Below are 24,254 nucleotides of genomic sequence, written 5' to 3' on the forward strand. Positions count from 1 at the left end.
TCTTTGAAATAATTGTCTTTAATCGGGCATTCCCTGTTATCACGGAACAGGGAATTCCCGCTCGGTAACAGGGAAATCACGCCGTCACTGAGAAAGAGCGGGACGAGCCGGCAACGACTCGTCCAATCCCTGTTGCGCCAGTCACCCGGAATGTTGAATCGATCGCCCCGAGGTGACGCGTCATGCCGCCACCGCAACGGGGGCGATCGCATCGAAGCGGGCGCGCAACGTCTCGGGAAACGGGCAGGAACGCCGTATCCGTCGATCCATATGGATGCCGGTGATGGCGCAGGTCGCACAGACTTCTCCGGTCTCCGCATTGTACATGGTGTGGGCGAACCGGATGATCTTTTCGCGAAGCTCGATCACCTCGCTGCGGATCTCGACGATGTCGCCGGCAAGCAGTTCGCGCTTGAACGTCGTGGCCTGTTCCAGCGCCGCCATGCCGCAATGGCTCTCGCGCAGATAGGAGGGCGTGATGCCGAGCTGGCCGAGCAGGTTCCAGCTCGCCTCGTCGAACTTGCCTGCGTACCACATGTTGTTCATGTGCCCGACATGGTCGCAATGCCACGGGTAGACGGCACCGCGATAGGTCAACATTCTTTCCATAAAAGACATCCGATTCAAGCCGTTGCCAGCGCGTGCGCGCCGAGTTCCTCCGCGATGCGGGCACGTAGTTCGGTCTTCCGCACCTTGCCCGAGACCGTCATCGGAAACGCGTCGACGAAGCGGACATGTTTCGGAATCTTGAAATGGGCGATCTTCCCCCGGCAGAAATCCCGGAGCTGCGCCTCCGACGCCTCATGGCCCGCGCGCAGCATGACGAAGGCGCAGAGCTCCTCTCCGTAACGCTCGTCCGGAACGCCGACGACATGCACGTCCTGGATCGCGGGGTGGCGGTGGAGATATTCCTCGATCTCACGGGGATAGATGTTTTCACCGCCCCGGATCACCATGTCCTTGGCGCGTCCTACGATGTTGCAATACCCCTCCGCATCGATCGTCGCGAGATCGCCGCTGTGCATCCAGCCGTCCGCATCGATCGCCTCGGCGGTGCGCGCCGGATCGCCCCAATAACCGCGCATCACGGAATAGCCGCGCGTGAGCAGTTCGCCCTTCACGCCGCGCGGAACGGTCGCGCCCGCGGCATCGACGATCCTGACCTCGACATGAGGATGCACGCGGCCGACCGTGGACACGCGGCGTTCCAGCGGGTCATCGACCGCGCTCTGGAAACTGATCGGCGCGGTTTCGGTCATGCCATAGGCGATGGTGATCTGGGCCATGTGCATGCGATCGATGACCTTGCGCATCAGCTCGATCGGGCAGGGTGCGCCGGCCATGACGCCGGTGCGCAGGCTCGACAGGTCATGCCGGGCGAAGCCGGGCGCCTCGATCATCGCGACGAACATCGTCGGGACGCCGTGCAGCACGGTGCACCGTTCCCGATGCACCGTGGCGAGCGTCGCTTCGGCGTCGAAGGCCTGACCGGGAAAGACCAGGGTGGCGCCGTGCGTCAGGCCGGCAAGATTGCCGATCACCATGCCGAAACAGTGATGGAGCGGCACGGGAATGCACAGCCGATCCTCGGCGGACAGGCGCATCGCATGGCCGATCAACATGCCGTTGTTCAGGATGTTGCGATGCGTGAGCGTCGCGCCCTTCGGGTTGCCGGTGGTGCCCGAGGTGAACTGAATGTTGATCGGGTCGTCGGGCGACAGGGACGGCAGGATCGCATCTGGGCAGGCGACGCCCTCATTCGGTGGGAAATCGATCAGATCCTCATAAGCCAGCATGCCGGGGATCAGGTCATCTCCCAGGGCGATCACGTGGCGCAGCGCCGGCAAGCGCGCCGAACGGAGCTCGCCCGGATGAGCGGTCGCGAGTTCAGGCGCGATCTCGCGCAACAGCGCGTCATAGTCAGTGCCGCGATAGCGCGGGACCAGGACCAGCGCGCGGCATTCGACTTTGGTCAGCGCATATTCGAGCTCGTGGGTGCGATAGGCCGGATTGATCGTGACCAGGATGATTCCGACCTTCGCGGTCGCGAGCTGGACCACCACCCATTCCGCGCAATTGGGGGCAAGAATGCCGAGCCGGTCGCCGCGCTCAAGGCCTAGCCGCGCGAGCGTGGCGGCAAGGCGATCGACGCGCCGCTTCAGCTCGGCATAGGACCAGCGGACCTGTTGATGCGGCACTACCAGGGCTTCGCGCGCGGCGTGAGCGGTGGCGATCCTGTCGAAACAGGCGCCGATCGTTTCCTCGACCAGCGGGGGCGAGGATTCCCCCCGAACATGACTGAGCAATAGCTCCACGATCTTCTCCATGCTTCAATTTCGGAAAGATGCCGTCATGCGACCCGCGGCATCGGCGCGATCGTTTACTTTGTCGCGCTGCGTGATACGGTGCCGTATCGAGTCGCGCGGCATAAGTCAATACGGTGCCGTATCAGAAAAGGAATGGTGAATGGACGACGGGTCTCAGGCGTGGGTCGACGCAGCGCTGGAAGAGATGGCGCATGGGCTCGATCAGGTAAGGGTCGAGGTGATCGCGCAGCGCCTAGGGGTGACGAAAGGTGGTTTCTATCGCCGGTTCAAGGACCGGCGCGCGCTGCTCGACGCGATGCTGGAGAAATGGACGGCCGGCCGCATCGCGGCGATCGAGCAGCAGACCCGGCTGGTCGACGACGGACCGGCGGACCGGCTACGGTCCCTGCTCGACCTGTTCGCGGCGCGGCTGAACACTCAGGGTCTGGCTATCGAACTTGCCGTACGGGAATGGGCGCGGAGCGACGAAGCGGCGGCCGCGGCGGTGCTGCGCGTCGACGAGGCCAGGCTGGCGCATGTCGCGGAGCTGTTCGAGCAACTCGGCCTGTCGCCCGAGGCTGCGCGAACGCGGGGCGTGCTGTTCTACGGCTTCGTATTCGGGCAGAGCTCGCTGGTGCTCGCGCCGACCGTTGCGGCACGGACCGCGCTGATCCGGTCGTGCGGGGACCTGCTGATCGTGCCGCCGCTCGGCGTGGCTGCCTAGCGCCATCCAATCAGGCGCGGGCGCGACGCGTTACCCGGCGGCTGCCTTGGCCAGTCCCTTCGACAGTTGCAGCGCGCCGTTGAGCCGTGCCTTGGGGTCACCCCAGCTACGGTTGATCACCAGCTTCGAGTCAGGCCGGAGCTTCGCGACCCCGTCGAGGCGCGCGATCCAGGCGAGCAGCCCGTCGATATTGGGCGGCTTGTCGTCATGGAAGCTGACCAGGGCCCCGCGCGGACCGACATCAATTTTCGCCACACAGGCCTTTTTGGCGTTGAGCTTGATCTCCATGAGGCGAATCAGATTCTCGGTCGGATCGGGCAGGGGGCCGAACCGGTCGATCAGTTCCGCCGCGAACGCCTCGACCGCCTGGGATTCGTCGAGATCGTTGAGGCGGCGATACAGGCCCATGCGCAGGTCGAGGTCGGGGACATATTCCTCCGGGATGAGGATCGGCGCGTCGACCGTGATCTGCGGCGAAAAGTCGCGCGGGCGCTGCGCCATGCCACCGGCTTTGGCGTCCATGATCGCCTCTTCCAGCATCGACTGGTAGAGTTCGTAGCCGACTTCCTTGATATGCCCCGACTGCTCGTCGCCAAGCAAATTGCCTGCGCCGCGAATGTCGAGATCGTGGCTGGCGAGCTGGAAACCAGCCCCGAGGCTGTCGAGATCGCTCAGCACCTTCAACCGCTTCTCCGCCGTCTCGGTGACGATGCGGTCGGGCGGGGTGGTGAGATAGGCATAAGCACGCGTCTTCGCCCGGCCCACGCGGCCGCGCAGCTGATAAAGCTGGGCGAGGCCGAAGCGATCGGCGCGGTGGATGATCATCGTGTTGGCGCTCGGGATATCCAGCCCGCTCTCGACGATGGTGGTGGAGATCAGCACCTCGAACTTCTTGTCGTAAAAGGCCGACATGCGCTCCTCGACCTCGGTCGGGGACATCTGGCCGTGCGCGGTGACGGCGCGGACCTCCGGCACCTGCTCGCGCATGAACTGTTCGATATCGGGGACGTCGGCGACGCGCGGCGTGACGAAAAAGCTCTGTCCGCCGCGATAATGCTCGCGCAGCAGCGCCTCGCGCAGCACGACCGGATCCCAGGGCATGATATAGGTGCGCACCGCCAGGCGATCGACCGGCGGGGTCTGGATCACCGACAATTCGCGCAGGCCCGACATCGCCATCTGCAACGTGCGCGGAATCGGCGTCGCGGTGAGCGTGAGCACATGGACGTCAGTCTTCAGCGCCTTCAGCCGCTCCTTGTGGGTGACGCCGAAACGCTGCTCCTCGTCCACGATGACGAGGCCGAGCCGCTTGAATTCGACCGATTTGGCGAGGATCGCATGCGTTCCGACGATCACGTCGACCGTGCCATCGGCCAGGCCTTCGCGGGTCGCCTTGGCTTCGTTCGCCGTGACGAGGCGCGACAGGCGGCCGACCTTCAGCGGGAAACCCTCGAAGCGCGCCGTGAAATTCTGGAAATGCTGGCGGGCGAGCAAGGTGGTCGGGCAGACAATGGCGACCTGAAGCCCGGACATCGCCGCAGCGAAGGCGGCGCGGAGCGCGACTTCGGTCTTGCCGAAGCCGACATCGCCGACGACGAGCCGGTCCATCGGCGTGCCCGCGGCGAGATCGCCGAGCACGTCGTTGATCGCGCGGTCCTGATCGTCGGTTTCCTCATAGGGGAAACGATCGACGAAGCTGGCATAGCCTCCCTGGTCGGGCTCGATCACATCGGCGGGGCGCAGCGCGCGTTCGGCGGCGGTCGCGATCAGCTCGCCGGCGATCTCGCGGATCCGCTCCTTCATGCGGCTCTTGCGGCGCTGCCACGCCTCGCCGCCCAGCCTGTCGAGGCTCGCGCCCTCGCTGTCCGATCCGTAGCGCGACAGGACTTCGAGATTTTCGACCGGCACGAACAATTTGTCGCCGCCGGCATAGGTCAGCGCGACGCAATCATGCGGGCTCTGGCCGACCGGGATTGAGGTCAGGCCTTCATAGCGACCAATGCCATGATCGACATGGACCACGAGGTCGCCCGGCGTGAGCATCGCCAGTTCGGCGAGGAAGGCGTCGGCGGATTTCTTGCGCTTCTGGCGGCGGACGAGCCGGTCGCCGAGCATGTCCTGCTCGGTGAGCAGCGCGACGTCGGGCGTGGTGAAGCCGTGATCGAGCGGGAGGACGATGAGGGCGACACCCTTGTCCGCGACGCCGAGCGCTTCCTGCCAGGTGTCGGCCTTCCCCGCGCCCTTAAGGCCGTGGTCGGTGAGCAGGGTCGACAGGCGCTCGCGCGCGCCGCCCGAATAGCTGGCGAGGATCGGCTTGCGACCCTGCCGGCGCAGCTTGGCGACATGTTCCGCGACCGCCTCATAGACATTCGCGCCGCTCGACCGTTCCGCGCCGAAATCGCGCGGGCCATCGACGTTGAAGTCGAGAACGGTCGCACTTTCCGGCTCGTGGAATTGCGTGGTGAGATGGGCAGGTGTTTCTTCCAGCCGCTCGGCAAAGTCCTTCGCGGTCAGATACAGCGCATCGGGCGGGAGCGGCCGGTAGCTGCCGGGATCGCTCGACTGCGCCTTGACGCGGTTCGCGTGATAATCGGTGATCGCCTCGAAACGCTGCTCCGCCGCGCCGAGCACGCCGGCGTCGCGCACCACCACGGCATCGCCGCCGAGATGGTCGAACAGGGTCGCCAGCTTCTCCTCGAACAGCGGCAGCCAATGTTCCATGCCGGCAAGGCGCCGACCGTCGCTGATCGCCTGGTAGAGCGGATCGCCGGTCGCAGTGGCGCCGAAGCGTTCGCGGTAGCGGCTGCGAAAACGCTTGATGCTCTCCTCGTCGATCAATGTCTCTGAGGCCGGGAGCAGGGTGAAACCGTCGATCCGGCCGGTGGTGCGCTGGTCGGCGGGATCGAAGGTGCGGACGCTCTCGATCTCGTCGCCGAAGAAATCGAGGCGAAGCGCCTGGTCGGCACCCGAAGGGAAAAGGTCAACCAGGCCGCCGCGCACGGCGAACTCGCCGGAATCGGCGACGGTCTCGACCCGGACATAGCCGTTTGCCTGGAGCTGTTCGGCGAGACGATCGCGGCCGATCCGTTCCTTGGGCGCCAGCGTGGCGACGAGCTGGCGGATGCGGAACGGGGTTAGGGTCCGCTGCGCGGCGGCGTTGGCGGTGGTGACGAGGAGCTGCGGGCCCTTGGCGGGTTGCTGCAGGCGGTGCAGCGTCGCCATGCGCTCGGCCATGACATGCAGCGTCGGCGAGGCGCGGTCATAGGGAAGGCAGTCCCAGGCGGGAAAGGCTAGGACTTCCAGCTCGGGCGCGAACATGGCCGCCGTCGCGGCGATGGCGCGCATCGCCGCTTCGTCCGGCGCGATGAACACCGCGCGGCTCTTCGCGGCACGGGCAAGGTCGGCGAGCAGCCACGGCTCGAACCCCGTCGGCACGCCGGCGAGGGTGAGGGGCGTCTTGGCCGAGAGGATCGTCTTCAGGTCGGGCATTCTATCTCCCCCCTCCCTGAAAGGGAGGGGCTTTGGGGCTTCGACGATTTTCGTCGTGCCGGACTTGTTCCGGCATCCATGTCTCCCGATGCACCACGGCGGTTGCGTTTGCGGATCGATGGACCCCGGAACAAGTCCGGGGTGACGGAGAATTCAGGTCATTTCTGGATCGGTACGTAGCTGAGCACGCGCATCGCTTCCATGATCGGGCCTTCGTAACGCGCCGGGCAGATATCGGTGCCGATCGCCCAGGCCATGATGTCGACATCCTGTTCCTCGAGCAGTTCCTCGAACAGATCGATCTCGGCGTCGCTCCAGCCTGAAGCAGCGGCGTCGCAGAAGCCGCCGATCAGCAAATCGGCTTCACGGGTGCCACGGTGCCAGGCACGGAAGTGCAGGCGTTTCAGGCGGGTCTCTCGATCCATATATTTCCAACGGCGATTGGCCGGCGGTGCTTGGAGCAACCGTCGGCTGGGACTAGATAGGCCCAGATAGTCATGCGGCCCGATATCCTCAATCCATTGTTCGCCGAGATCACGGCATTGAAAGGCGTCGGCCCCGGGCTGGCCAAGCCGCTGGACAAGCTTGGCCTGCACCGGGTCATCGATATGGCGTTCCATTTGCCGACCGGCTGGATCGACCGGGTGCCGCGCGAGGAGCTCGACATGGCGGATGCCGGGCGGACGATCGCGATCACCCTGACCGCGGTCGAGCATCGGTCGGGCAATGGCCGCGGGCCAGCGCGGGTGCGCGCGGTGGACGCCAAGGGGAACTATGTCAGCCTGATCTATTTCGGCGGGCATCCGGGCTGGTCGAAGAAGCTGCTGCCGACCGGCGAGCCGCGGCGCGTCTCCGGCCGGCTTGAGATGTACGGGCAGGAATTGCAGATGGTCCATCCGGACTATGTGCTGCCGCTCGACGAAGCACCGGACGTGGGCGAGCGCGAGGCGATCTATCCGCTGTCGGAAGGAATCACCTCGCGGCGGATGGGGCAGCTGACCGCGCAGGCGGTCGAGCGCGCGCCCGACCTGCCCGAATGGATCGAGCCGGGGCTGCTGGCGAAACATGGCTGGCCCGCGTGGCGCGAGGCACTGGCGCGGGTGCATGCCGATCCGTCCAACGCCAAGGCGAAGGAGCGGCTCGCTTATGATGAGTTGTTCGCCAACCAGCTCGCGCTGATGCTGGTACGGCAGTCGTCCAAGGCGCGGCGGGGCAGGGCGCTCGCCGGCGACGGGCGGCTGCGCGACGCGCTGGAGCTGCCTTACACGCTGACCGGCGCGCAGGCGCGGACGGTGCGCGAGATCGAGGGCGACCTGCAACAGTCCCAGCCGATGTTGCGGCTGCTCCAGGGCGATGTGGGATCCGGCAAGACGCTGGTCGCGGCGATGGCACTGCTGATGGCGGTCGAGGCCGGCGCGCAGGGTGCGTTGCTGGCGCCGACCGAGATCCTGGCGCGGCAGCATTACGAAACGCTGCGGCGCCAGCTTGGCGGCCTGCCGGTCGAGATCGCGGTGCTGACCGGGCGCGACAAGGGGCGCGTGCGCGAGGCGACGCTGATGGGGCTTGCCTCGGGCGCGATCCATATCCTGATCGGCACGCATGCGATCTTCCAGGAGGCAGTGACCTACAAGGATCTCGCGCTGGTCGTGGTGGACGAACAGCACCGCTTCGGCGTGGCGCAGCGCATGATGCTGCAGGCCAAGGCCGAGCGGCCGCCGCACCTGCTGGCGATGACGGCGACGCCGATTCCGCGCACCCTGACGCTCGCCAATTATGGCGAGATGGACGTCAGCCAGCTCGACGAAATGCCGCCGGGCCGCCAACCGATCGAGACGCGGGTGATTTCGGAGGAGCGCCTGCCCGAGGTGGTCGATGCGCTGGCGCGGCATCTGTCCGATGGCGGTCAGGCCTATTGGGTATGCCCGCTGGTCGAAGAAAGCGAGAAGAGCGATCTCGCCGCTGCCGAGGACCGGGCGGAGACGCTGCGCGCAAGGTTCGGCGACCGGGTCGGGCTGGTGCATGGGCGGATGAAGGGGCCGGAGAAGGACGCAGTGATGGCGGATTTCGCCGGCGGGCGGACCGGCGTGCTGGTCGCGACGACGGTGATCGAAGTCGGCGTCGATGTGCCCAATGCGACCCTGATCGTGATCGAGCATGCCGACCGCTTCGGCCTCGCCCAGCTCCACCAGTTGCGCGGGCGGGTCGGCCGGGGAAGCGGGCGGTCGATCTGCCTGCTGATCCGTGGCAACCAGCTCGGCGAAACCTCAAGGGCGCGGCTCGCGCTGATGCGCGAGACCAATGACGGGTTCCGCATCGCCGAGGAGGATCTGCGCCTGCGCGGCGCGGGCGAATTGCTCGGCACGAAGCAGTCGGGCGAGGCTGGGTTCAAACTCGCGACGGCGGAAACGCTCGAGGCGCTGCTGCCGGCCGCGGCCGCCGATGCACGGCTGCTGATCGATCGCGACGGCGGGCTGGAGGGGCCACGTGGGCAGGCGGCGCGGACGGCGCTGTATCTGTTCGAGCGCGACGCCGGCGTGGCGCTGCTGCGCTCGGGTTGAGATATCACCGGCCGCGCAGCACGACCGCGAGCATATCATAATAGTCGGCTAGTTCGATCGCCGTATCGAGCTCGCAGCCGATCCGTCCGCCAAGGAACCAGCGGATTTCCGCCGAGACCACGCCCACCACGGGCAGCGTGATCGTCAGCCGGTCGCCGACCTTGTAGGGCATGTCGCACCGCGCCATCAGGCCGAGCGCCGAGATGCTGACGACCAGCAGGTTCAGCGGGCGGGCATCGGGACCGAACGCACGAGCCCGGAAATGCACCTCGTCGCGCGGCGCCTCGAAATCGTCCACTGCTCTCGCATTGCCGGATGCCGCCATCGCCCCCTCCCTCGAAGCCGCGAGGCTAGAATAAAAGAGTGAATCGGGTCGCAACGAAATTGTTTAACGCTGGCTTGCGCCGGCACGAAGCATTTCCGGATCAAGGGCTTGATCCAGGACCCCACGATTAACCCTGGTCGAGGACCAGAAGGCCGTGATGCTTCTTGCCCGCGGCGATCCGCACCGGTTCGGCACCGACCTTGATCGTCAGCGTCTCGTCGACGACCTTGTCGGGCCCGACACGCGCGCCGCCGCCCTTGATCAGCCGCCGGGCCTCGCCCTTCGAGGCGCAGAGACCGAGCGCGACCAAGGCGTCGACGATGCCGATCTCGCCGCCGATAACCGTATAGGTCGGGAGAGAATCCCCGGCCGCGCCCTCTTCGAAGGTACGGCGCGCGGTTTCGGCTGCTTCGGCGGCGGCGGCGGGGCCGCGGCACATCGCGGTCGCCGCATCGGCGAGGATCTTCTTCGCCTCGTTGATCTCCGCGCCCTCGAGCGATTCCAACCGGGCGATCTCGTCGAGCGGAAGATCCGTGAACAGCCTGAGGAAACGGCCGACATCCCGATCGTCGGTGTTCCGCCAGAACTGCCAGTAATCATAATGCGGCAGCTGGTCCTCGTGCAGCCAGACCGCGCCGGACATGGTCTTGCCCATCTTGCCGCCATCGGCAGTGGTGATGAGCGGGGTGGTGATGCCGTACACCTCGGTCGAATCGACGCGGCGCGACAGCTCGATGCCGTTCACGATATTGCCCCATTGATCCGACCCGCCCATCTGCAGCCTGCACCCGGCGCGGCGCGACAGTTCCAGGAAATCATAGGCCTGGAGGATCATGTAGTTGAATTCGAGGAAGCTCAGCGACTGCTCGCGATCCAGCCGCAGCTTCACGGAATCGAAGCTCAGCATGCGATTGACCGAGAAATGCTGGCCGATGTCGCGCAGGAACGGAATATATTCCAGCGCGTCCAGCCACTCGGCGTTGTCAAGCATGATCGCGTCGGAGGGTCCGTCGCCAAAGGTCAGAAATCGCTCGAAAATCCGGCGAATGGATGCGACGTTGCCGGCGATGCCGTCCTCGCTCAGCAGCTTGCGTGCCTCATCCTTGAAGCTCGGATCGCCGATCTTGCCGGTGCCGCCGCCCATCAGCACGATCGGCTTGTGGCCGGTCTGCTGGAGCCGGCGCAGCAGCATGATCTGGACGAGGCTGCCGACATGCAGCGACGGCGCCGTCGGATCGAACCCGATATAGCCGGGCACGACCTGCCTGTTCGCGAGCGCATCGAGGCCGGCGGCGTCGGTGAGCTGGTGAATATAGCCGCGCGTCGACAGCAGGCGGAGCAGATCGGAGGTGAAGTCAGTCATGATGCGGCGGCGCTTAGCATCGCTCCGCGCGTGTCGCTAGCGGGACGGCAATTGCCCCAGCGGATCGACCGGGGTCCGGCCCTTGCGCATCTCGAAGTGTAGCTCTGGCCGGTCGACCGAGCCCGTATCGCCCGATGAGGCGATTGTCTGCCCTTTTTTTATGGACTGGCCGCGCTGGACGAGCAGCCGGCTGGCATGGCCATAGACGGTCGTCCAGCCATCGCCATGCTTCAGGATCACCAGCCCGCCGAGATTGGCCACCTCGTTGCCGGCATAGGCCACCACGCCGTCCGCTGCGGCCAGGACCGGCGTGCCGATCGGCGCGGCGATCTCGATGCCATTGTACCGCTCGCCGCTCGCGCCCGGGCCGAAGCGCGCGACGATATCGCCCCGCATCGGCCAGGCGAAGGCACCGCGCAGCCGCACCGGTTCAGCCAGCGCGGCCGAGGAGGGCAGGACGCGCGCGGGCGAACTGCTCGGCCTCGCCGGACGCTGGTTGGAGGCGAGCGCCGGCTCGCCGCCGGTGACGATGTCGTCGACGTCGAGGGTGAAGGCCGCGGCGCGCTCCGCCAGGGTCCGCGGGCCGCCGGGGATCAGCACGCGCATGCCGACTCGCAGCGTATAGGGCTCGCTCAGATCGTTCGCCGCGATGATCTGCGACCAGTCGACGCCATAGGCCCGCGCAATCGCGATGCCGGTCTCGCCCGCGCGGACCAGATGATAGCGGCCGGCCGGGATGGCGAGCCGCTGGCCTGCCCGGATCACGAACGGCGGGGTGAGGCCGTTGGCGCGGGCGATCGCTTCCGATCCGGCGCCGGTCCGATCGGCGACGCCGCGCAGCGTGTCGCCGGGCTTGACGACGTAGCTGCCTGCCGCGACCGTCTGTGCCGTGGCGGCGACCGGGCGCGCCTGCCAGGCGGGGGGCGCCGTGATGGGGATGCGCACCGAGCGGTCGATGCGCTCGCGCTCAGGCTCGACCGGGCGTTCGACCCTGGGGCGCGCGCGCGGAACCGGTCGATCGATGGTTTCGCGCTCGTATCGGACGGGCGGCGGTGGCGGAGGGGAGGACTCAGGCGGCTGACCCGGCGGGATACAGCCGGTAAGCAGGGCGAGCAGAAGCACGGGCATGATGTGGCGCGCGACGCTTTCGTAAGGCCCTGCCATGCGCACCTCAGCGATAGGCGGTGTTGAGCATCGCCAGGGATTCCGCATGCGTCAGGTCGAGATGCAGCGGGGTTACCGCGACATAGCCGTCGGCGATCGCTTCCAGATCGGTGGAATGTGCCGGAGTCTCGACCGTCGGCCCCAGGGCGAACCAGTGATATTCATACCCCCGCGGATCGCGGTTGGTGACGATCTGCAGCCGTCCATAATCGCGCAGGCCCTGATTCGCGACGCGGATTCCCTTCACCGCGTCGGCCGGCCCGGCGGGGAAATTGACATTGACCAGCGTGCGCGGCGCCAGCGGCGCGTCGACCAGCGGGCGCAGCACGCGCTCGCCCCAGGCAGCGGCGGCCTCGAACGGCACGGTGTCGCCCATACCCTCGCGCGAATAGACCTGGCTGAGCGCGATCGAGCGCACGCCGGCCAGCGCGCCCTCCATCGCCGCCGAGACGGTGCCCGAATAGGTCACGTCCTCGGCAAGGTTCGCGCCGCGATTGACGCCGGACAGGATCAGGTCCGGCGGCGAGTCCTTCATGATCCGCGCCAGCGCCATCATCACGGCGTCGGTCGGGGTGCCCGCCACGGCAAAGCGCCGGTCGGAGAAGCGCCGTACACGGATCGGCCGGGTCAGGGTCAGCGAGTGGCCGGCGCCGGACTGTTCTTCGGCCGGGGCGACGATCCAGATGTCGTCGGAAAAGGCCGATGCGATCTCCTCCAGCACCTTGAGACCGGGGGCGTGATAGCCATCGTCATTGGTGAGGAGGATGCGCATCAGGCGGGCTCCAGCCGGTTGAGGCCGCGCAGATAGGGTTGCAGCGCTTCGGGGATGGCGACCGATCCGTCCTCCTGCTGGTAATTCTCCAGCACGGCGACCAGCGTGCGGCCGACCGCGAGGCCCGACCCGTTGAGCGTATGGACGAAGCGCGTCGCCTTCTCACCCTCCGGCCGATAGCGCGCATTCATGCGCCGCGCCTGGAAATCGGTGCAGGTCGAGCAGCTCGATATCTCGCGGTAACGCCCCTGGCCGGGCAGCCACACTTCGAGGTCGTAGGTGCGCGCGGCGGTGAAGCCCATATCGCCGGTGCACAGCTTCATCCGGCGAAAGGGAAGGCCGAGCCCAGTCAGGATGCCCTCGGCGCAGGCGGTCATCCGCTCATGCTCCGCTTCGGACGCATCGGGCGTGACGATCGAGACCATCTCGACCTTCTCGAACTGATGCTGGCGGATGAAGCCGCGCGTGTCGCGGCCCGCCGCGCCCGCTTCGGAGCGGAAACAGGCGGTGAGCGCGGCGAAGCGCAGCGGCAATTCGCCCTCGGTCAGGATCTTCTCGCGCACGATATTGGTCAGCGAGACTTCGGCGGTCGGGATCAACCAGCGGCCGTCCGTGGTACGGAACATGTCCTCGGCCGCCTTGGGCAGCTGCCCGGTGCCGAACACGATCTCGTCCTTCACCAGCAGGGGCGGCACGACCTGCTCATATCCGTGATCGCCGCAGAGCTGGTCGAGCATGAACTGGCCGAGCGCGCGGTGAAGGCGCGCCGCGGCACCGCGCACCAAGGTGAAGCGAGCCCCGGCAAGCTCGACCCCGGTTTCGAAATCCAGGCCGAGCGCCGGGCCGATCGCATCATGTTCCTTCGGTGCAAAAGCGAAGGTCCCGGGCGTGCCATGCTCGGCGACCAGGGCATTGTCGTCCTCGTCGGCCCCTTCGGGTACGTCGGCGAGCGGCAGGTTGGGCAGGATGGCGAGCTTGCCGTGCAATTCCTCGCCGAGTGCCTTCTCCTCCGCCTCGATCGCGGGGAGGCGTTCCTTGAGCGCCGCGACCTCGGCCATCAGCGTGGCGGCGGTGGCCTCGTCCTTCGAGGCCTTGGCCGCACCGATTGCCTTCGAGGCTTCGTTGCGGCGGGCCTGGCCGGCCTGCGCCTCAGTGATCAGCGCGCGGCGGCGCTCGTCCAGGACGACCAGGGAATCGGCTACCGGCGCAAGCCCGCGGCGTGCCAGGGCGGCGTCGAAGGCGGCAGGGTTTTCGCGGATCAGGCGGATATCGTGCATGGCGGCAGGCTATGGCGGCGGCTCGGCGCGCGCGCAACCCGTGGCGCCGTCCGGGCGTTATCCTTTGCCTTACAGCCGAAAGGACGCTCGATGCAGATCCCCCACAACGCCGCCGTGCTCGTCGCCGATGGGCGCAAGATGCTGTTCCTGCGCAACGAGGGCGACGAGGCCTATCCGAACCTGGTGGTCGAGCATGCCGAGGCCCAGTCCAATCCCAAGGACGGCGACCAGAAGAGCGACGCACCGGGCCTGTCCTATTCGAGCGCCGGCAGCGGGCGGAGCACGATGGACGAGACGGATTTCCATCAGCTGGGGGAAGATCGTTTCGCGTCGGATGCCGCCGAACTGCTCAAACGCCGCGCGCTGGCGCATGAGTTCGAATCGCTGATCATCGTCGCACCGCCGCGGACGCTCGGTGAACTGCGCAAACATTATCACAGCGAGGTGAGTTCGCGGATTGCCGGAGAACTCGACAAGGACCTGACCAACCATCCGATCCCGGAAATCGAATCGGCGATCAAGGCCGCGTGACCGAGGCAATGTCCGCATGACGGAAAACGTTGGACAATTCACGAAAATGCAATGTGCTGACCGCTATGGCGCTCTCCGCAAGCCAGGCTTCAATTTCGACAAGGCCTTGCTTGTGATGGTCGAGCGGCATGGTTATAGGCCCGCTCCGGATGGGACGGCGGTGAAGGTGCTCAGAAGGCATCGTATCGCCGGCGGGAGAGTGGGATGGCGACGGTCTTGAATCGATTGGACGAATCCGAAAAGTTTCAGCCGCCCGCGGGCGAGGGTGGAGATGGCTATCGGCCAAGTGCCGAGGAGCCCTTCATGAATCCGCGCCAGCAGGCATATTTCCGCGACAAGCTGCAGGCGTGGAAGGAAGCGATCCTGCGCGAGGCAGCGGGCACTCTGTCTCAGCTGCAGGTCGATTCGCTGCGTGAGGCCGATCTCACCGATCGCGCGTCGAGCGAGACCGACTGGTCGATCGAGCTGCGGACCCGCGATCGTCAGCGCAAGCTGATCTCCAAGATCGACGCGGCGTTGCGGCGAATCGAGGAAGGCGAATATGGCTACTGCGAAGTGACCGGCGAGCCGATCTCGCTCGCACGCCTAGAAGCCCGCCCGATCGCGACGATGACGGTCGAGGCACAGGAGCGCCACGAGCGGCACGAAAAGGTCTCTCGCGAAGATTGATGCCGGTCGCGACGATTCGGGCGACCGGATCAGCTCTGGCATCGATGCAAGGCGCGGACGCCTCACGCGGGCAACCCCGCGCGAGGCACCAGGCACCTAGAGTTCGGACATTTCCTCTTTCAGGCGCAGTTTCTGCTTCTTGAGCGCCGCGAGGGTCACGAAGTCCGGCAATGGGCGCTGCGACTCGGCACAGATCTTTCGATCGAGCACGGCATGCTTGGCCTCAAGGGCCGAAAAATGCGCGGTCTGCATGGAAGCGTTCCTCCTACATTGCTGGGCGGGGTTGGGAGTAGAACACGCTCGCCCCCGATTGTCTTCCATATTTTTGGACATAATCGACATGCCGAAGGTATTTGCGCGACAGCTTGTTTTTGCGGCTCGCGGGTCCCGTGCAATTTGCTAAGGGCAGTGGTGTGAACGGGGAAACCATGGACGACACGCAAATCGCCAAGCGTCTGGAAATCCTGCGTATCGAGCATCGCGATCTCGATTCAGCGATCGCGGCCCTGCTGATGACGGGCTCGACCGACCAGTTGCAGGTCGCGCGCCTCAAGAAACGAAAGCTGCGCCTGCGCGATGAAATCGCCATGCTCGAGGACCAGATGATTCCCGATATCATCGCCTGAGTCGCCGCGACTCGGGCGCTGACGTCACCAGCCCGGAGTCGTTGACGTCGCCATTATGACGGCTAGTGTGAGCGTGACCGGAGGAACATGAGCGAACCCCGCATTCATCGTCGGCTGATCGACATGCTGTACATCGATGCGATGGTGCTGGCCGACGAGGCGCGCGGTTATTTCGACGAGGGCGGCAAGGCGGAACGCGACCAGCTCGATCCGATGGCGCGCGTTTCCTTTTCCTGCGAATCGCTCAAGGTCACCACGCGGCTGATGCACGTCATCGCCTGGCTGCTGACTCAACGGGCGGTCGATGCGGGCGAGATGGCGCCCCGCGATGCACTCGATCCGTCGCGGCGCCTCGGCACCGCGCCGATCAGCGAACGCGACGCGGTCGAAGCGATGCCGCCCTTTGCGCAGGGGTTGATCGAGGCAAGCAACGATCTCTATCGCCGCGTCGAGCGGCTCGATCAGGCCCAGGCGGCCAATGATGCCGCAGAGAGCCCGGCCCGATCGATGCTGGAGCGCCTGGCGGCGGCATTCTGACCCGCATCGCCTAATTCAGCGGCGAAAACCCCAGGCCGCGCAGATACTGGACCTTGATATTGACCATGGTAACGCCGGGACCGGCGTTGACCGCTGCCTGCTCGAACGTCGGCCTGGCGCGCCCCAGCGACCGGTTGGCGGCGACGCCCGCGCCATCGCTCCAGATCGAGAATTTGTCCCTGCCGACGCGGTTGTGCCGCAGCATCAACGAATAGCGACCGGGATGGGGGACACGCACGCAGATGGCGACCTCGCCCGACGCGGGCGTTCGGGATCGGGTGCGACGGAATACCCTGCCTTCGGCGACGAGCGATTCGTCGGGGCGCAGGAAATCGGCCTGGGTGGCCGGATAGAGTTCCAGCCAGATCTCCCCGACGCGGTCCTTCAGGCCCAGCACATTCACCTGGATCGCGGGGCCATGGCCGGCAGTGCAGAAGGGCGCATCCTCACCGACCATTTCGGCGCCCAGCGCCGAAGGAATAGCCACGGCCAGGGCAAATACGACACTGGCAAAGGGAGTTGGCGTCATGAAAGGCGTGTCCGACCGTTGAGGAAATGCCTGCATAGACGTCGCACCGCGCCATGATCCGCACCCCGCCATGGCGCATTCACGGTGTCAGCCGGCGGTAGACGAGCAAATGACCGGTCCCGCGCGGCGCCGCGAGGGTAAGGCGGTAATCGCGCGCCAGCGCGGTTGTGACGATGCGTTCGCTTTCGGCATTCCAGGGCGCGAGCGGCTGATCCATGGTGACCACCACCGGCGGACGGCGAGCCATGATCCGCCGGACTTCCGCTGCCTCGTCGATGCCGGTCGAACCCTGTTCGGCCTGATAGGCGAGCGTCGACGGGAAGGCGTACGCCGTCGGGATGCAGGCGTGCGACAGGTGGTAGAGGATCGAATCGCCCGCGAACACATAGGGGCATTCGCCGGTGCCGTGCGCCGTCATGATCCGCGCTACCGCGCGCACCGATGCTTCGTCGGTCGGTTGCAGCGCGACACGGCAACCGAACAGGACGAGCCCCGCTCCGAGCGTCCCCGCGAGCGCAAGGCGGTGTCGCCCCAGCACGGGCGCGGCGATGATCGCCAGCGGCGCCATCAGCGGGAGGGCATAATGATCGAAGAACGCGCCGATCATCGCGAAGGCGATCAGCGCGGCAGCCAGCCATCCGAACGCCAGCAGCTTGACCGCATCGCGCGGCCGAGTCCGCCAGGAGAGCACGGCACAGACGATGAACGGCGAGAGTTGCGCGGTCGTCCCGGCCAGCCGGGCGACGATCTTCACGGCGGGATAGGATTGGCGCAGTGCCACCGAATAAAAGTTGGAAAACAGGAACGCCTGAAACACGGCAGGCCCGCGCAGGGCGAAATCGACCATGACCAGGGCGGTCGGGAGGATGCCGAGAGATGCCCAGAGCAATCCGGCAGCGCCGAGCGCGGGCCAGCTTCCGCCGGCGCGGCGAAGATACCATAGGTGGACGGCCCCGAAATAGGCGCCCTCCACGACTGGCGTATATTTGGTCTGGATCGCGAGGCCGGCGAGCAGACAGGCGGCCATGCCGTTCAGGATGATGGCGCGCCGCGCGCAACGGGCGGCGAGATCCGGCAGTCCGAGCGTCAGCACGGCCGCGCCGGCGACGAACAGATTGTAGAACACCGGCGATTGCCCGCCGCGCCCGCTGAGCAGCGACAGCCAGATGAGATAGCCGATCGCCGCGGCGAACGAACCACCTGGCGTCGCGCCCAGCCGCCTGCCTCCCACTACCACCAGCCACGCGGTGGCCGTGGCGAACAGGGTGGCGACGATCTGATAGGCCAGGATGCCGTCGCCGGGTAACAGCCTGATCGCCGCGAAGATCAGGAACAGGCCGACCGGCTTGCGATCCCACAGATCGACATAGGGAATCGCCCCACCCAGCATCCGGTCGCCGACCAGGAGATAATATTGCTCGTCGACATGAATGGCCGGATTGCCGAAATCGCGGCCGCGCAGCGCGATCGCGACCGCCAGCAGCAGCGCGACGAGCAGGAACGGAGTCAACCGAGGAAACCACGTGCCGGCACCGGGCGTGTCGCGATCGATCGCCGCGGATCCGAAATATTCCGTCGTCACGGAAAGTCCAATTAGGCGGAAGTTCGGGTCGCGTCATTCGGCATATTTTTTCCGTGATGGTGCGGAAATATCATCGCGCATCGTCTCCGAAACAGCCCCGGCGGGCTGGCGGCACCGGTATTCTCGCCGATTTTTCTGCACGTGCCTGGTGAGGGTGGCGCGTGATCATGTCGTCTTGTGATCGGGGGGACCGGTTGGTGCCAGGGCGAGGTTCGCGAGCATCCGGGGGAGGGTGGTCGCACAGTGCCTCGGCTGGCGTCGATCGATCGAACCTTCCCGGTTTCGATGGATGCACGCATGTATTTCAATCTCGTCTCGGCTCGCACCGCCCAGGCAGCACCAGTCGCCGGGCGATCCGCGCTGTCATGGACCGTCCTGATTCCCTTTTTCAACGAACGCGATTTCCTGGCCGATACCATTGCCAGCCTGGCGGAACAGACTCGTCCCTTCAGGCTGGTTCTTGTCGACAACGGATCGACGGACGGCGGCGCCGAGATCGCGCGCGCGGCGTGCGACCGGCTGGCACTCGACTATATGCTGCTTACCGAACGCGAACCGGGCAAGGTCGCCGCGCTTCGCACCGGTCTCGGCTGGGTGCGGTCCCGGTTCGTCGCCACCTGTGACGCCGACACCCTCTATCCGCCGCATTATCTCGCCGAGGCGGAACGCTTGCTGGGCGAGGAAGGGTGCGTTGTCGCGGGTGCCTTCTTCGTGACGCGCGATGCGATGCCGAGCGACATCGCGGCGATGGGGCGCAAGATCAACGGCGCGGCCAGGCTGTTGCCGCGCCAATGCCATACCGGCGGCGCCGGTCAGGTGTTTCGCACCACCGTGTTGCGCGCGGCCGGGGGCTTCGACCCGGAACGCTGGAATTATGTGCTCGAGGATCATGAGATCATTCACCGCGTGATGAAGTTCGGATCGATGCGCTATTCGCACGATCTGTGGTGTGTGCCGTCGCTACGGGAACGGGACCGCGCTTCGATCCGCTGGACTCTGGTCGAGCGGCTCACTTATGCGGCAACCGCTCCCTGGGCTGGAGACTGGTTCTTCTATCGTTTTCTGGGACGCCGCTTGCGGCACCGCCATCTGCTCAGCCACCATATTCGCGAACGGCGCTATCAGGACATGGAAGGGGCGATTTTTGCCACGACTAATCCTGTGTTCTGACGACTTCGCGTTTTCGCGCGAGGTAAGCCTGACGATTGCCGAACTGGCCCAGACGGGCAAGCTCAACGCCATCAGCTGCATGGCGGTCATGCCCGGTTGGGCGACGGACGCCGAACTGTTGCGCGACGTGCCCGATCATGTCGAAATCGGCCTGCACCTCACGCTGACGGGCGAAAAGCCGCTTACGGCGATGCCGGTGCTAGCGCCTCGAGGTCAGCTGCCGTCGCTTGGGGATCTCGCGCGGCGTGCGCGGTCGGGCACGGCGCCGCTCGACGAGATAACGCAGGAGATCCGCGCGCAATTCGACGCGTTCGTTCAGGCGATGGGTCGCTCACCGGCCTTTGTCGATGGCCATCAGCATGTTCATGCGTTGCCGGGTATCCGCGATATCGTTCTCGAGGAAACCGCGCTGCGCGCACCGGACGCCTGGATTCGCTGCTGCACGGACAGCCTTGTGGCGATGATGGCCCGTCCGTTCCTCGGCAAGGCGCTCGGCAGCGCGTGGCACTCGCTCGGTCTGAGGCGAGATGCCGCCAGGCATGGTCTGCGCTGCAATGACAGCTTCGCCGGACATTATGATTTTTCAAAGAATTATGATGACTTCTTTCCGCAATTTCTGAGAAGGCCGGGGCCAGTGCATCTGGTCATGTGTCACCCCGGGCGGGGCGCTCGCGCCGAAGACGAGATAGCCTCCGCACGCGTGCGTGAGGCTGCGGCCTTGCGCGCATGGTCGATCGCGGACATGGCTGCTGCCGGCGGGCTGGCGTTTCCGGCCTGATCAAGGGTCGGATCGACAGTGGCTGACGGCGGTCTCAGGGCCATTTTCCTCGAACAGCGGCCGATGCTGCTGCGGCTGCTGGTCGCGCGCCTGGGCAATGGCGATGATGCCGAAGACGCGCTGCAGGATATGTGGCTGCGCATCGACCAACTCGCCGACCGTCCCGTCGCCCAGCCCAAGGCGTTCCTCTATCGGATTGCCGCGAACCTCGCCACCGATCGCCGCATCGCGGCGGGCCGGCGCGGCGCGCGGGATGCCGCCTGGCTTGGCAGCCAGCCCGGCGCGGATGACCTGCCCGACGCGGAGCGGGCGTTGATCGCCAGCGATCAGTTGAAGACGGTCGCGGCAGCGATCGACGCCATGCCCGAGAGGATGCGGATCGCGCTCCACCGATTCCGGATCGAGGGCCGGTCGCAACGCGCCATCGCCGACGAACTGGGTATCACCGTCAGCGGCGTGGAGAAGCTGCTGCAGCGCGCCTATCGCCAAATTCACGATCGGCTCGAGCCGCTTGGTGTGGATATCGTGCTGCCATATCGTCTATCCGGGGAAAGGGGCACGAACCGTGCAGGGTGACGAGTCCATTATCATCGACCAGGCGATCGCATGGCATCTCCGCCAGACGGAGATGTCGGACCGCGACTGGGAGGCGTTCGTGACGTGGCTGGAAACGAGCCCGGCGCACGCCATGGCCTATGATCGAGTCGCGGCGGAGCAGCGCTTGGTCGACCGGATCGATTTCCCGGCCGAGGCAGCGAACGACCGATCGCCGGCACGCCGCTGGCCCTGGACCGTCGGCGGCATCGCTGCCGCCGCCGCTGCCCTGGCCGTGCTCACACCTCTCGTCATGCCCGCCGCACCCTCCACCTATACCGTCGCGACCAGCGCCGGCGAGCGTCGCACGCTGCAGCTGACGGATGGTACGCGGATCGAAATGAGCGGTGGCACGCGCCTGCGACTCGACCGCAGCCGGCCGCGCTTCGTCGACCTCGAAAGAGGCGAGGCGACGTGGCACGTCCGGCATGACCCCGCCAATCCGTTCACGGTGACGTCGGGCGACCTGACCGTCCGCGACCTGGGCACCGTCTTCAACCTCGCGCGCGATGGCGACCGGCTCTCGGTCGAAGTGTCTTCGGGGTCGGTATTGTTCCAGCCCGGTCGCGAATCGGTCGAACTTGCACCGGGGGACGCCCTGGTCGTCCGCGAGAAGAGGGGCACGATGACCAGGGCAAAGATATCGCCCGGGTCGGTCGGGGGCTGGCGCAGCGGTGCACTGAGTTTCGACGGCGAACCGCTCGGCAATGTTTTTGCGACCATCCATCGTCTCTACGCGACCCAGGTCGTCCTGGAGGGCAGCTTGTCGCAACGGCCGTTTACCGGCATGGTCCGGCTTACGGGAGCCGCCGATCGGGACATACCCCATCTGGCCGGCCTGATCGGGGCAAATTGGCGGCGTGACGGACAGCGGTGGATATTGGCGGGCGACGCGACGCCTTCGCGCTAGGCTGAGTACAGTATTGCTGCTCGCAGCGACGGGCATCCCGATACCGGCGGCGGCGCGTGACCTGTCCATTTCGGTGCCGGCGACCTCGCTCGACAAGGCGCTGACCGCGCTGGCACATGAGACGAATGCCGAGATCATCAGTACCGAGGCCGGGTTGCGGGCGATCCGGACGCCGGCCTTGCACGGAACGATGTCGGTGCGGACCGCGCTGAGGCGCCTGCTCGCGGACACGGGCTATCGCGCGGTGCGGGTCAGTGGCGGCGGCTATCGGATCGTGCGTGCGCCGTCGCCGATGGCCCGGCGCATCCGGCCGGTGCCGATCGTGCCGCCGGCGGATCCTGCCGATATCGTCGTCACGGCAAGCAAGCAGCGGGTGCCGCTGCTGCGCTACCCGGGCAGCCTGACCTCCATCACGGGCACGTCCACCTTGTCGGCGAACGAGGTGGGGGACATGGCCGATGTGGCGGTCATCACCCCCGTCCTGCAAAGCACTCAACTGGGTGCGGGCCGGAACAAGATCTTCATCCGCGGGATCGCCGACAGCAGCTTCAACGGTGCCAGCCAGTCCACCGCGAGCATCTATCTCGACGATGTCCAGCTCAACTATTCCGGGCCCGACCCCGGGCTTCGGTTGTACGACATCCGCAGCGTGGACGTGATGGAAGGTCCGCAGGGCACGCTTTACGGTGCCGGTGCGATCGGAGGGGTAATCCGCCTGACGTCGAATCCGGTCGATCTGGCCGCTGTTCACGCGTCGATGGCGGGCGGCGTCACGGCGACTGATGGGGGAGAGGCCGGGTTCGACGTCGCCGGCATGGTGAATATGCCGCTCAAGACCGACCTGATCGGGGTGCGCGCGGTGGGATACCGCATCCGCGACGGCGGCTATATCGACGATCGCGGCCGGGGCCTGTCGAATATCAACCGCACCGATACATTGGGCGGACGTCTGGCGCTCCGCGTCGATGTCGGCGACGGATGGCGGGTCGATCTGAGCGCCGCCGGCCAGCAGATCGATTCGCGGGACGGCCAATATGCCGAGCGGTCAGCGGGCCCGTTCGCGCGACGCTCCCTGCTCGCCCAGCCATTTCACAGCCGCCTGCTGTTCGGCCGGCTGGTCCTGACGAAGGATTGGGACACCGGATTGCGGCTGGTGTCGGCCTCCGGGATAGCGACGCTCGACACGTCCGAGATGTTCGACGCGAGCGTCGGCGTGCCGCCTTATTCCATCCCCGCAAGCTATGACCTCGACAATTCGAAGCTGTTGCTGACTCAGGAAACGCGGCTGTCCCGTTCGCTGAGCAATGGCGGATCCTGGGTGGCCGGGTTCGCGCTGCTGAGCAATCGCGACATCTTGTCGCGCACGCTCGGGTCGCCGGGCAACGAGGCGACGATCATCGGCGTCACCAACGTGACTCGCGCTGCGTCGGCCTTCGCGGAGGCGACGATTCCACTTCGCCCGAATCTCTCGGTGACGCTCGGCGCACGCGCGACCGAGGCGCGGATCGACGGCGAACCGTCCAGCAGGCCCAGGTCGAATGCCTTTGTGAAGGGGCGCTCGACTCAGCGGATCGACCCCACCATCGCGATGTCGTGGCTGATACTGCCGCAGGTCGCGGCCTTCGCGCGCTTCCAGACCGGGTATCGAACCGGCGGCCTAGCGGTTGCGCGCGGTGTCGGGCGCGTCGCGGACTATGGCGCGGACTCGATCATGGTGGGGGAGATCGGCGTCCGCCGCCTGCGTGCGGGCGAGACGGGCGTGACCTTTTCCGGCAGTATCTCGGCTGCGCGCTGGAGCGACGCCCAGGCCGATCTGATCAATCGCCGCGGGCAGCCCTATACGGTCAATCTAGGCGACGCCCAGATCTATACGGCGGAAGGCATGGTCGACTGGACTCCATTGCCCGGCCTGAACGCTACCGGTACCTTCCTCTATACCCGCAACACCGTCGACGATGTGACCGGTGCCCAGCCAACCGCGATCAACAGATTGCCCGAGACGCCTCCCGTCGCGGCGCGGGCGGGCCTGTCCTATGAATGGCCCGTCCGCGACCTGATCTTCCGCTCGGAGGGGACGCTCGGCTATGTCGGCTGGTCGACGCTCGGCATGGGCGATCTGCTTGACGTCCGACAGGGCAATTACGTCACCCTTGACCTGTCGGGCAGCGTGAAGTGGCGCAATATCGAGGTCTCGCTGGCGATCGCCAATGCGACGAACCGGTCGGCCAATCGCTTCGCGTTCGGCAACCCCTTCACGCTCTGGACAGGGGACCAGACGACGCCGCTGCGCCCGTTGAATGCCCGGCTGGGCGTGGCGGTCAACTGGTAGGAGGGGTTTTGCGGGGAAGGG

The 24,254-nt window shown here is 66.2% G+C and carries 24 protein-coding genes; 11 read left to right on the forward strand and 13 right to left on the reverse strand.

From position 1 onward, the window contains the following. Positions 1-180: 180 nt before the first annotated feature. The gene (locus ACZ1I2_RS14480) at positions 181-609 is read right to left on the reverse strand and encodes an acyl-CoA thioesterase (protein ID WP_465173439.1); all 429 of its coding nucleotides are present in this window, start codon (positions 607-609) and stop codon (positions 181-183) included. Positions 610-623: 14 nt separating this feature from the next. Beyond that, the gene (locus tag ACZ1I2_RS14485) at positions 624-2,327 is read right to left on the reverse strand and encodes an AMP-binding protein (RefSeq protein ID WP_465176768.1); all 1,704 of its coding nucleotides are present in this window, start codon (positions 2,325-2,327) and stop codon (positions 624-626) included. Positions 2,328-2,466: 139 nt separating this feature from the next. Between ACZ1I2_RS14485 and ACZ1I2_RS14490 the strand changes: the two genes are divergently transcribed. Further along, positions 2,467-3,030: a TetR/AcrR family transcriptional regulator gene (locus tag ACZ1I2_RS14490; protein ID WP_465173437.1), complete on the forward strand. Its 564-nt coding sequence runs from the start codon at positions 2,467-2,469 to the stop codon at positions 3,028-3,030. Positions 3,031-3,060: 30 nt separating this feature from the next. Here the strand turns inward: ACZ1I2_RS14490 and mfd are convergent, their stop codons facing one another. After that, on the reverse strand, positions 3,061-6,519 hold the full coding sequence (mfd, locus tag ACZ1I2_RS14495) for a transcription-repair coupling factor (RefSeq protein WP_465176767.1): 3,459 nt from the start codon (positions 6,517-6,519) through the stop codon (positions 3,061-3,063). Positions 6,520-6,677: 158 nt separating this feature from the next. Then, positions 6,678-6,944 carry an FAD assembly factor SdhE gene (locus ACZ1I2_RS14500; RefSeq protein WP_465173435.1) on the reverse strand — a complete coding sequence of 89 codons (267 nt, stop codon included), beginning with the start codon at positions 6,942-6,944 and terminating at the stop codon, positions 6,678-6,680. Positions 6,945-7,016: 72 nt separating this feature from the next. Here ACZ1I2_RS14500 and recG point away from each other — a divergent pair, with 72 nt between their 5' ends. Continuing rightward, positions 7,017-9,077: an ATP-dependent DNA helicase RecG gene (gene recG / locus ACZ1I2_RS14505; protein ID WP_465176766.1), complete on the forward strand. Its 2,061-nt coding sequence runs from the start codon at positions 7,017-7,019 to the stop codon at positions 9,075-9,077. A gap of 4 nt (positions 9,078-9,081) precedes the next feature. Here recG and ACZ1I2_RS14510 read toward each other — a convergent pair whose 3' ends face one another. The 5 genes from ACZ1I2_RS14510 to serS form a co-directional block, all read right to left on the reverse strand. Then, positions 9,082-9,402, reverse strand: a complete 321-nt coding sequence (locus ACZ1I2_RS14510) for a PilZ domain-containing protein (protein WP_465173433.1) — start codon at positions 9,400-9,402, stop codon at positions 9,082-9,084. Positions 9,403-9,529: 127 nt separating this feature from the next. Beyond that, positions 9,530-10,765 carry a tyrosine--tRNA ligase gene (gene tyrS / locus ACZ1I2_RS14515; protein ID WP_465173432.1) on the reverse strand — a complete coding sequence of 412 codons (1,236 nt, stop codon included), beginning with the start codon at positions 10,763-10,765 and terminating at the stop codon, positions 9,530-9,532. 36 nt (positions 10,766-10,801) lie between these two features. Beyond that, positions 10,802-11,929 (reverse strand): peptidoglycan DD-metalloendopeptidase family protein, encoded by a 1,128-nt coding sequence (locus tag ACZ1I2_RS14520; RefSeq protein WP_465176765.1) that lies wholly within the window; start codon positions 11,927-11,929, stop codon positions 10,802-10,804. Positions 11,930-11,936: 7 nt separating this feature from the next. Beyond that, positions 11,937-12,701, reverse strand: coding sequence for a 5'/3'-nucleotidase SurE (surE, locus tag ACZ1I2_RS14525; protein ID WP_465173430.1), 765 nt, complete (start codon positions 12,699-12,701; stop codon positions 11,937-11,939). Further along, positions 12,701-13,978, reverse strand: coding sequence for a serine--tRNA ligase (gene serS, locus ACZ1I2_RS14530; RefSeq protein WP_465176764.1), 1,278 nt, complete (start codon positions 13,976-13,978; stop codon positions 12,701-12,703). The genes surE and serS overlap by 1 nt, the downstream gene beginning before the upstream one ends. A 90-nt stretch (positions 13,979-14,068) precedes the next feature. Here serS and ACZ1I2_RS14535 point away from each other — a divergent pair, with 90 nt between their 5' ends. Then, positions 14,069-14,509: a host attachment family protein gene (locus ACZ1I2_RS14535; RefSeq protein ID WP_465173428.1), complete on the forward strand. Its 441-nt coding sequence runs from the start codon at positions 14,069-14,071 to the stop codon at positions 14,507-14,509. Here ACZ1I2_RS14535 and ACZ1I2_RS14540 read toward each other — a convergent pair. Beyond that, positions 14,496-14,639: a hypothetical protein gene (locus ACZ1I2_RS14540; RefSeq protein ID WP_465181469.1), complete on the reverse strand. Its 144-nt coding sequence runs from the start codon at positions 14,637-14,639 to the stop codon at positions 14,496-14,498. The genes ACZ1I2_RS14535 and ACZ1I2_RS14540 overlap by 14 nt on opposite strands. A gap of 74 nt (positions 14,640-14,713) precedes the next feature. Between ACZ1I2_RS14540 and dksA the strand changes: the two genes are divergently transcribed. After that, the gene (gene dksA / locus ACZ1I2_RS14545) at positions 14,714-15,178 is read left to right on the forward strand and encodes an RNA polymerase-binding protein DksA (protein WP_465173426.1); all 465 of its coding nucleotides are present in this window, start codon (positions 14,714-14,716) and stop codon (positions 15,176-15,178) included. Positions 15,179-15,274: 96 nt separating this feature from the next. On the opposite strand, the gene ACZ1I2_RS14550 is transcribed toward dksA, so the two are convergent. After that, positions 15,275-15,430: a YdcH family protein gene (locus ACZ1I2_RS14550; RefSeq protein ID WP_465173425.1), complete on the reverse strand. Its 156-nt coding sequence runs from the start codon at positions 15,428-15,430 to the stop codon at positions 15,275-15,277. Positions 15,431-15,606: 176 nt separating this feature from the next. On the opposite strand from ACZ1I2_RS14550, the gene ACZ1I2_RS14555 reads away from it, so the two are divergent. Then, complete coding sequence (locus ACZ1I2_RS14555; RefSeq protein ID WP_465173935.1) at positions 15,607-15,804, forward strand: YdcH family protein; 198 nt, start codon at positions 15,607-15,609, stop codon at positions 15,802-15,804. 87 nt (positions 15,805-15,891) lie between these two features. Continuing rightward, complete coding sequence (locus tag ACZ1I2_RS14560; RefSeq protein ID WP_465176763.1) at positions 15,892-16,341, forward strand: DUF1465 family protein; 450 nt, start codon at positions 15,892-15,894, stop codon at positions 16,339-16,341. Between the two features lie 10 nt (positions 16,342-16,351). Here ACZ1I2_RS14560 and ACZ1I2_RS14565 read toward each other — a convergent pair whose 3' ends face one another. After that, complete coding sequence (locus tag ACZ1I2_RS14565; RefSeq protein ID WP_465181470.1) at positions 16,352-16,828, reverse strand: DUF2141 domain-containing protein; 477 nt, start codon at positions 16,826-16,828, stop codon at positions 16,352-16,354. A 121-nt stretch (positions 16,829-16,949) separates the two neighbouring features. Further along, positions 16,950-18,452, reverse strand: coding sequence for a hypothetical protein (locus ACZ1I2_RS14570; protein WP_465176761.1), 1,503 nt, complete (start codon positions 18,450-18,452; stop codon positions 16,950-16,952). Between the two features lie 297 nt (positions 18,453-18,749). On the opposite strand from ACZ1I2_RS14570, the gene ACZ1I2_RS14575 reads away from it, so the two are divergent. The 5 genes from ACZ1I2_RS14575 to ACZ1I2_RS14595 all read left to right on the forward strand — a co-directional run bounded on the left by ACZ1I2_RS14575 (position 18,750) and on the right by ACZ1I2_RS14595 (position 24,233). Further along, positions 18,750-19,622, forward strand: coding sequence for a glycosyltransferase family 2 protein (locus tag ACZ1I2_RS14575; RefSeq protein ID WP_465176760.1), 873 nt, complete (start codon positions 18,750-18,752; stop codon positions 19,620-19,622). Continuing rightward, positions 19,597-20,400 (forward strand): ChbG/HpnK family deacetylase, encoded by an 804-nt coding sequence (locus ACZ1I2_RS14580; RefSeq protein ID WP_465176759.1) that lies wholly within the window; start codon positions 19,597-19,599, stop codon positions 20,398-20,400. Before ACZ1I2_RS14575 ends, ACZ1I2_RS14580 begins: the two co-directional genes overlap by 26 nt. 63 nt (positions 20,401-20,463) lie before the next feature. Beyond that, positions 20,464-20,976, forward strand: coding sequence for an RNA polymerase sigma factor (locus ACZ1I2_RS14585; RefSeq protein WP_465181663.1), 513 nt, complete (start codon positions 20,464-20,466; stop codon positions 20,974-20,976). Then, positions 20,966-21,904 carry a FecR family protein gene (locus tag ACZ1I2_RS14590; protein WP_465176758.1) on the forward strand — a complete coding sequence of 313 codons (939 nt, stop codon included), beginning with the start codon at positions 20,966-20,968 and terminating at the stop codon, positions 21,902-21,904. Before ACZ1I2_RS14585 ends, ACZ1I2_RS14590 begins: the two co-directional genes overlap by 11 nt. A gap of 13 nt (positions 21,905-21,917) precedes the next feature. Further along, positions 21,918-24,233 carry a TonB-dependent receptor gene (locus ACZ1I2_RS14595; protein WP_465176757.1) on the forward strand — a complete coding sequence of 772 codons (2,316 nt, stop codon included), beginning with the start codon at positions 21,918-21,920 and terminating at the stop codon, positions 24,231-24,233. Positions 24,234-24,254 lie beyond the last annotated feature (21 nt).

It is taken from the genome of Sphingomonas sp. BL-S-29 (assembly GCF_055521495.1).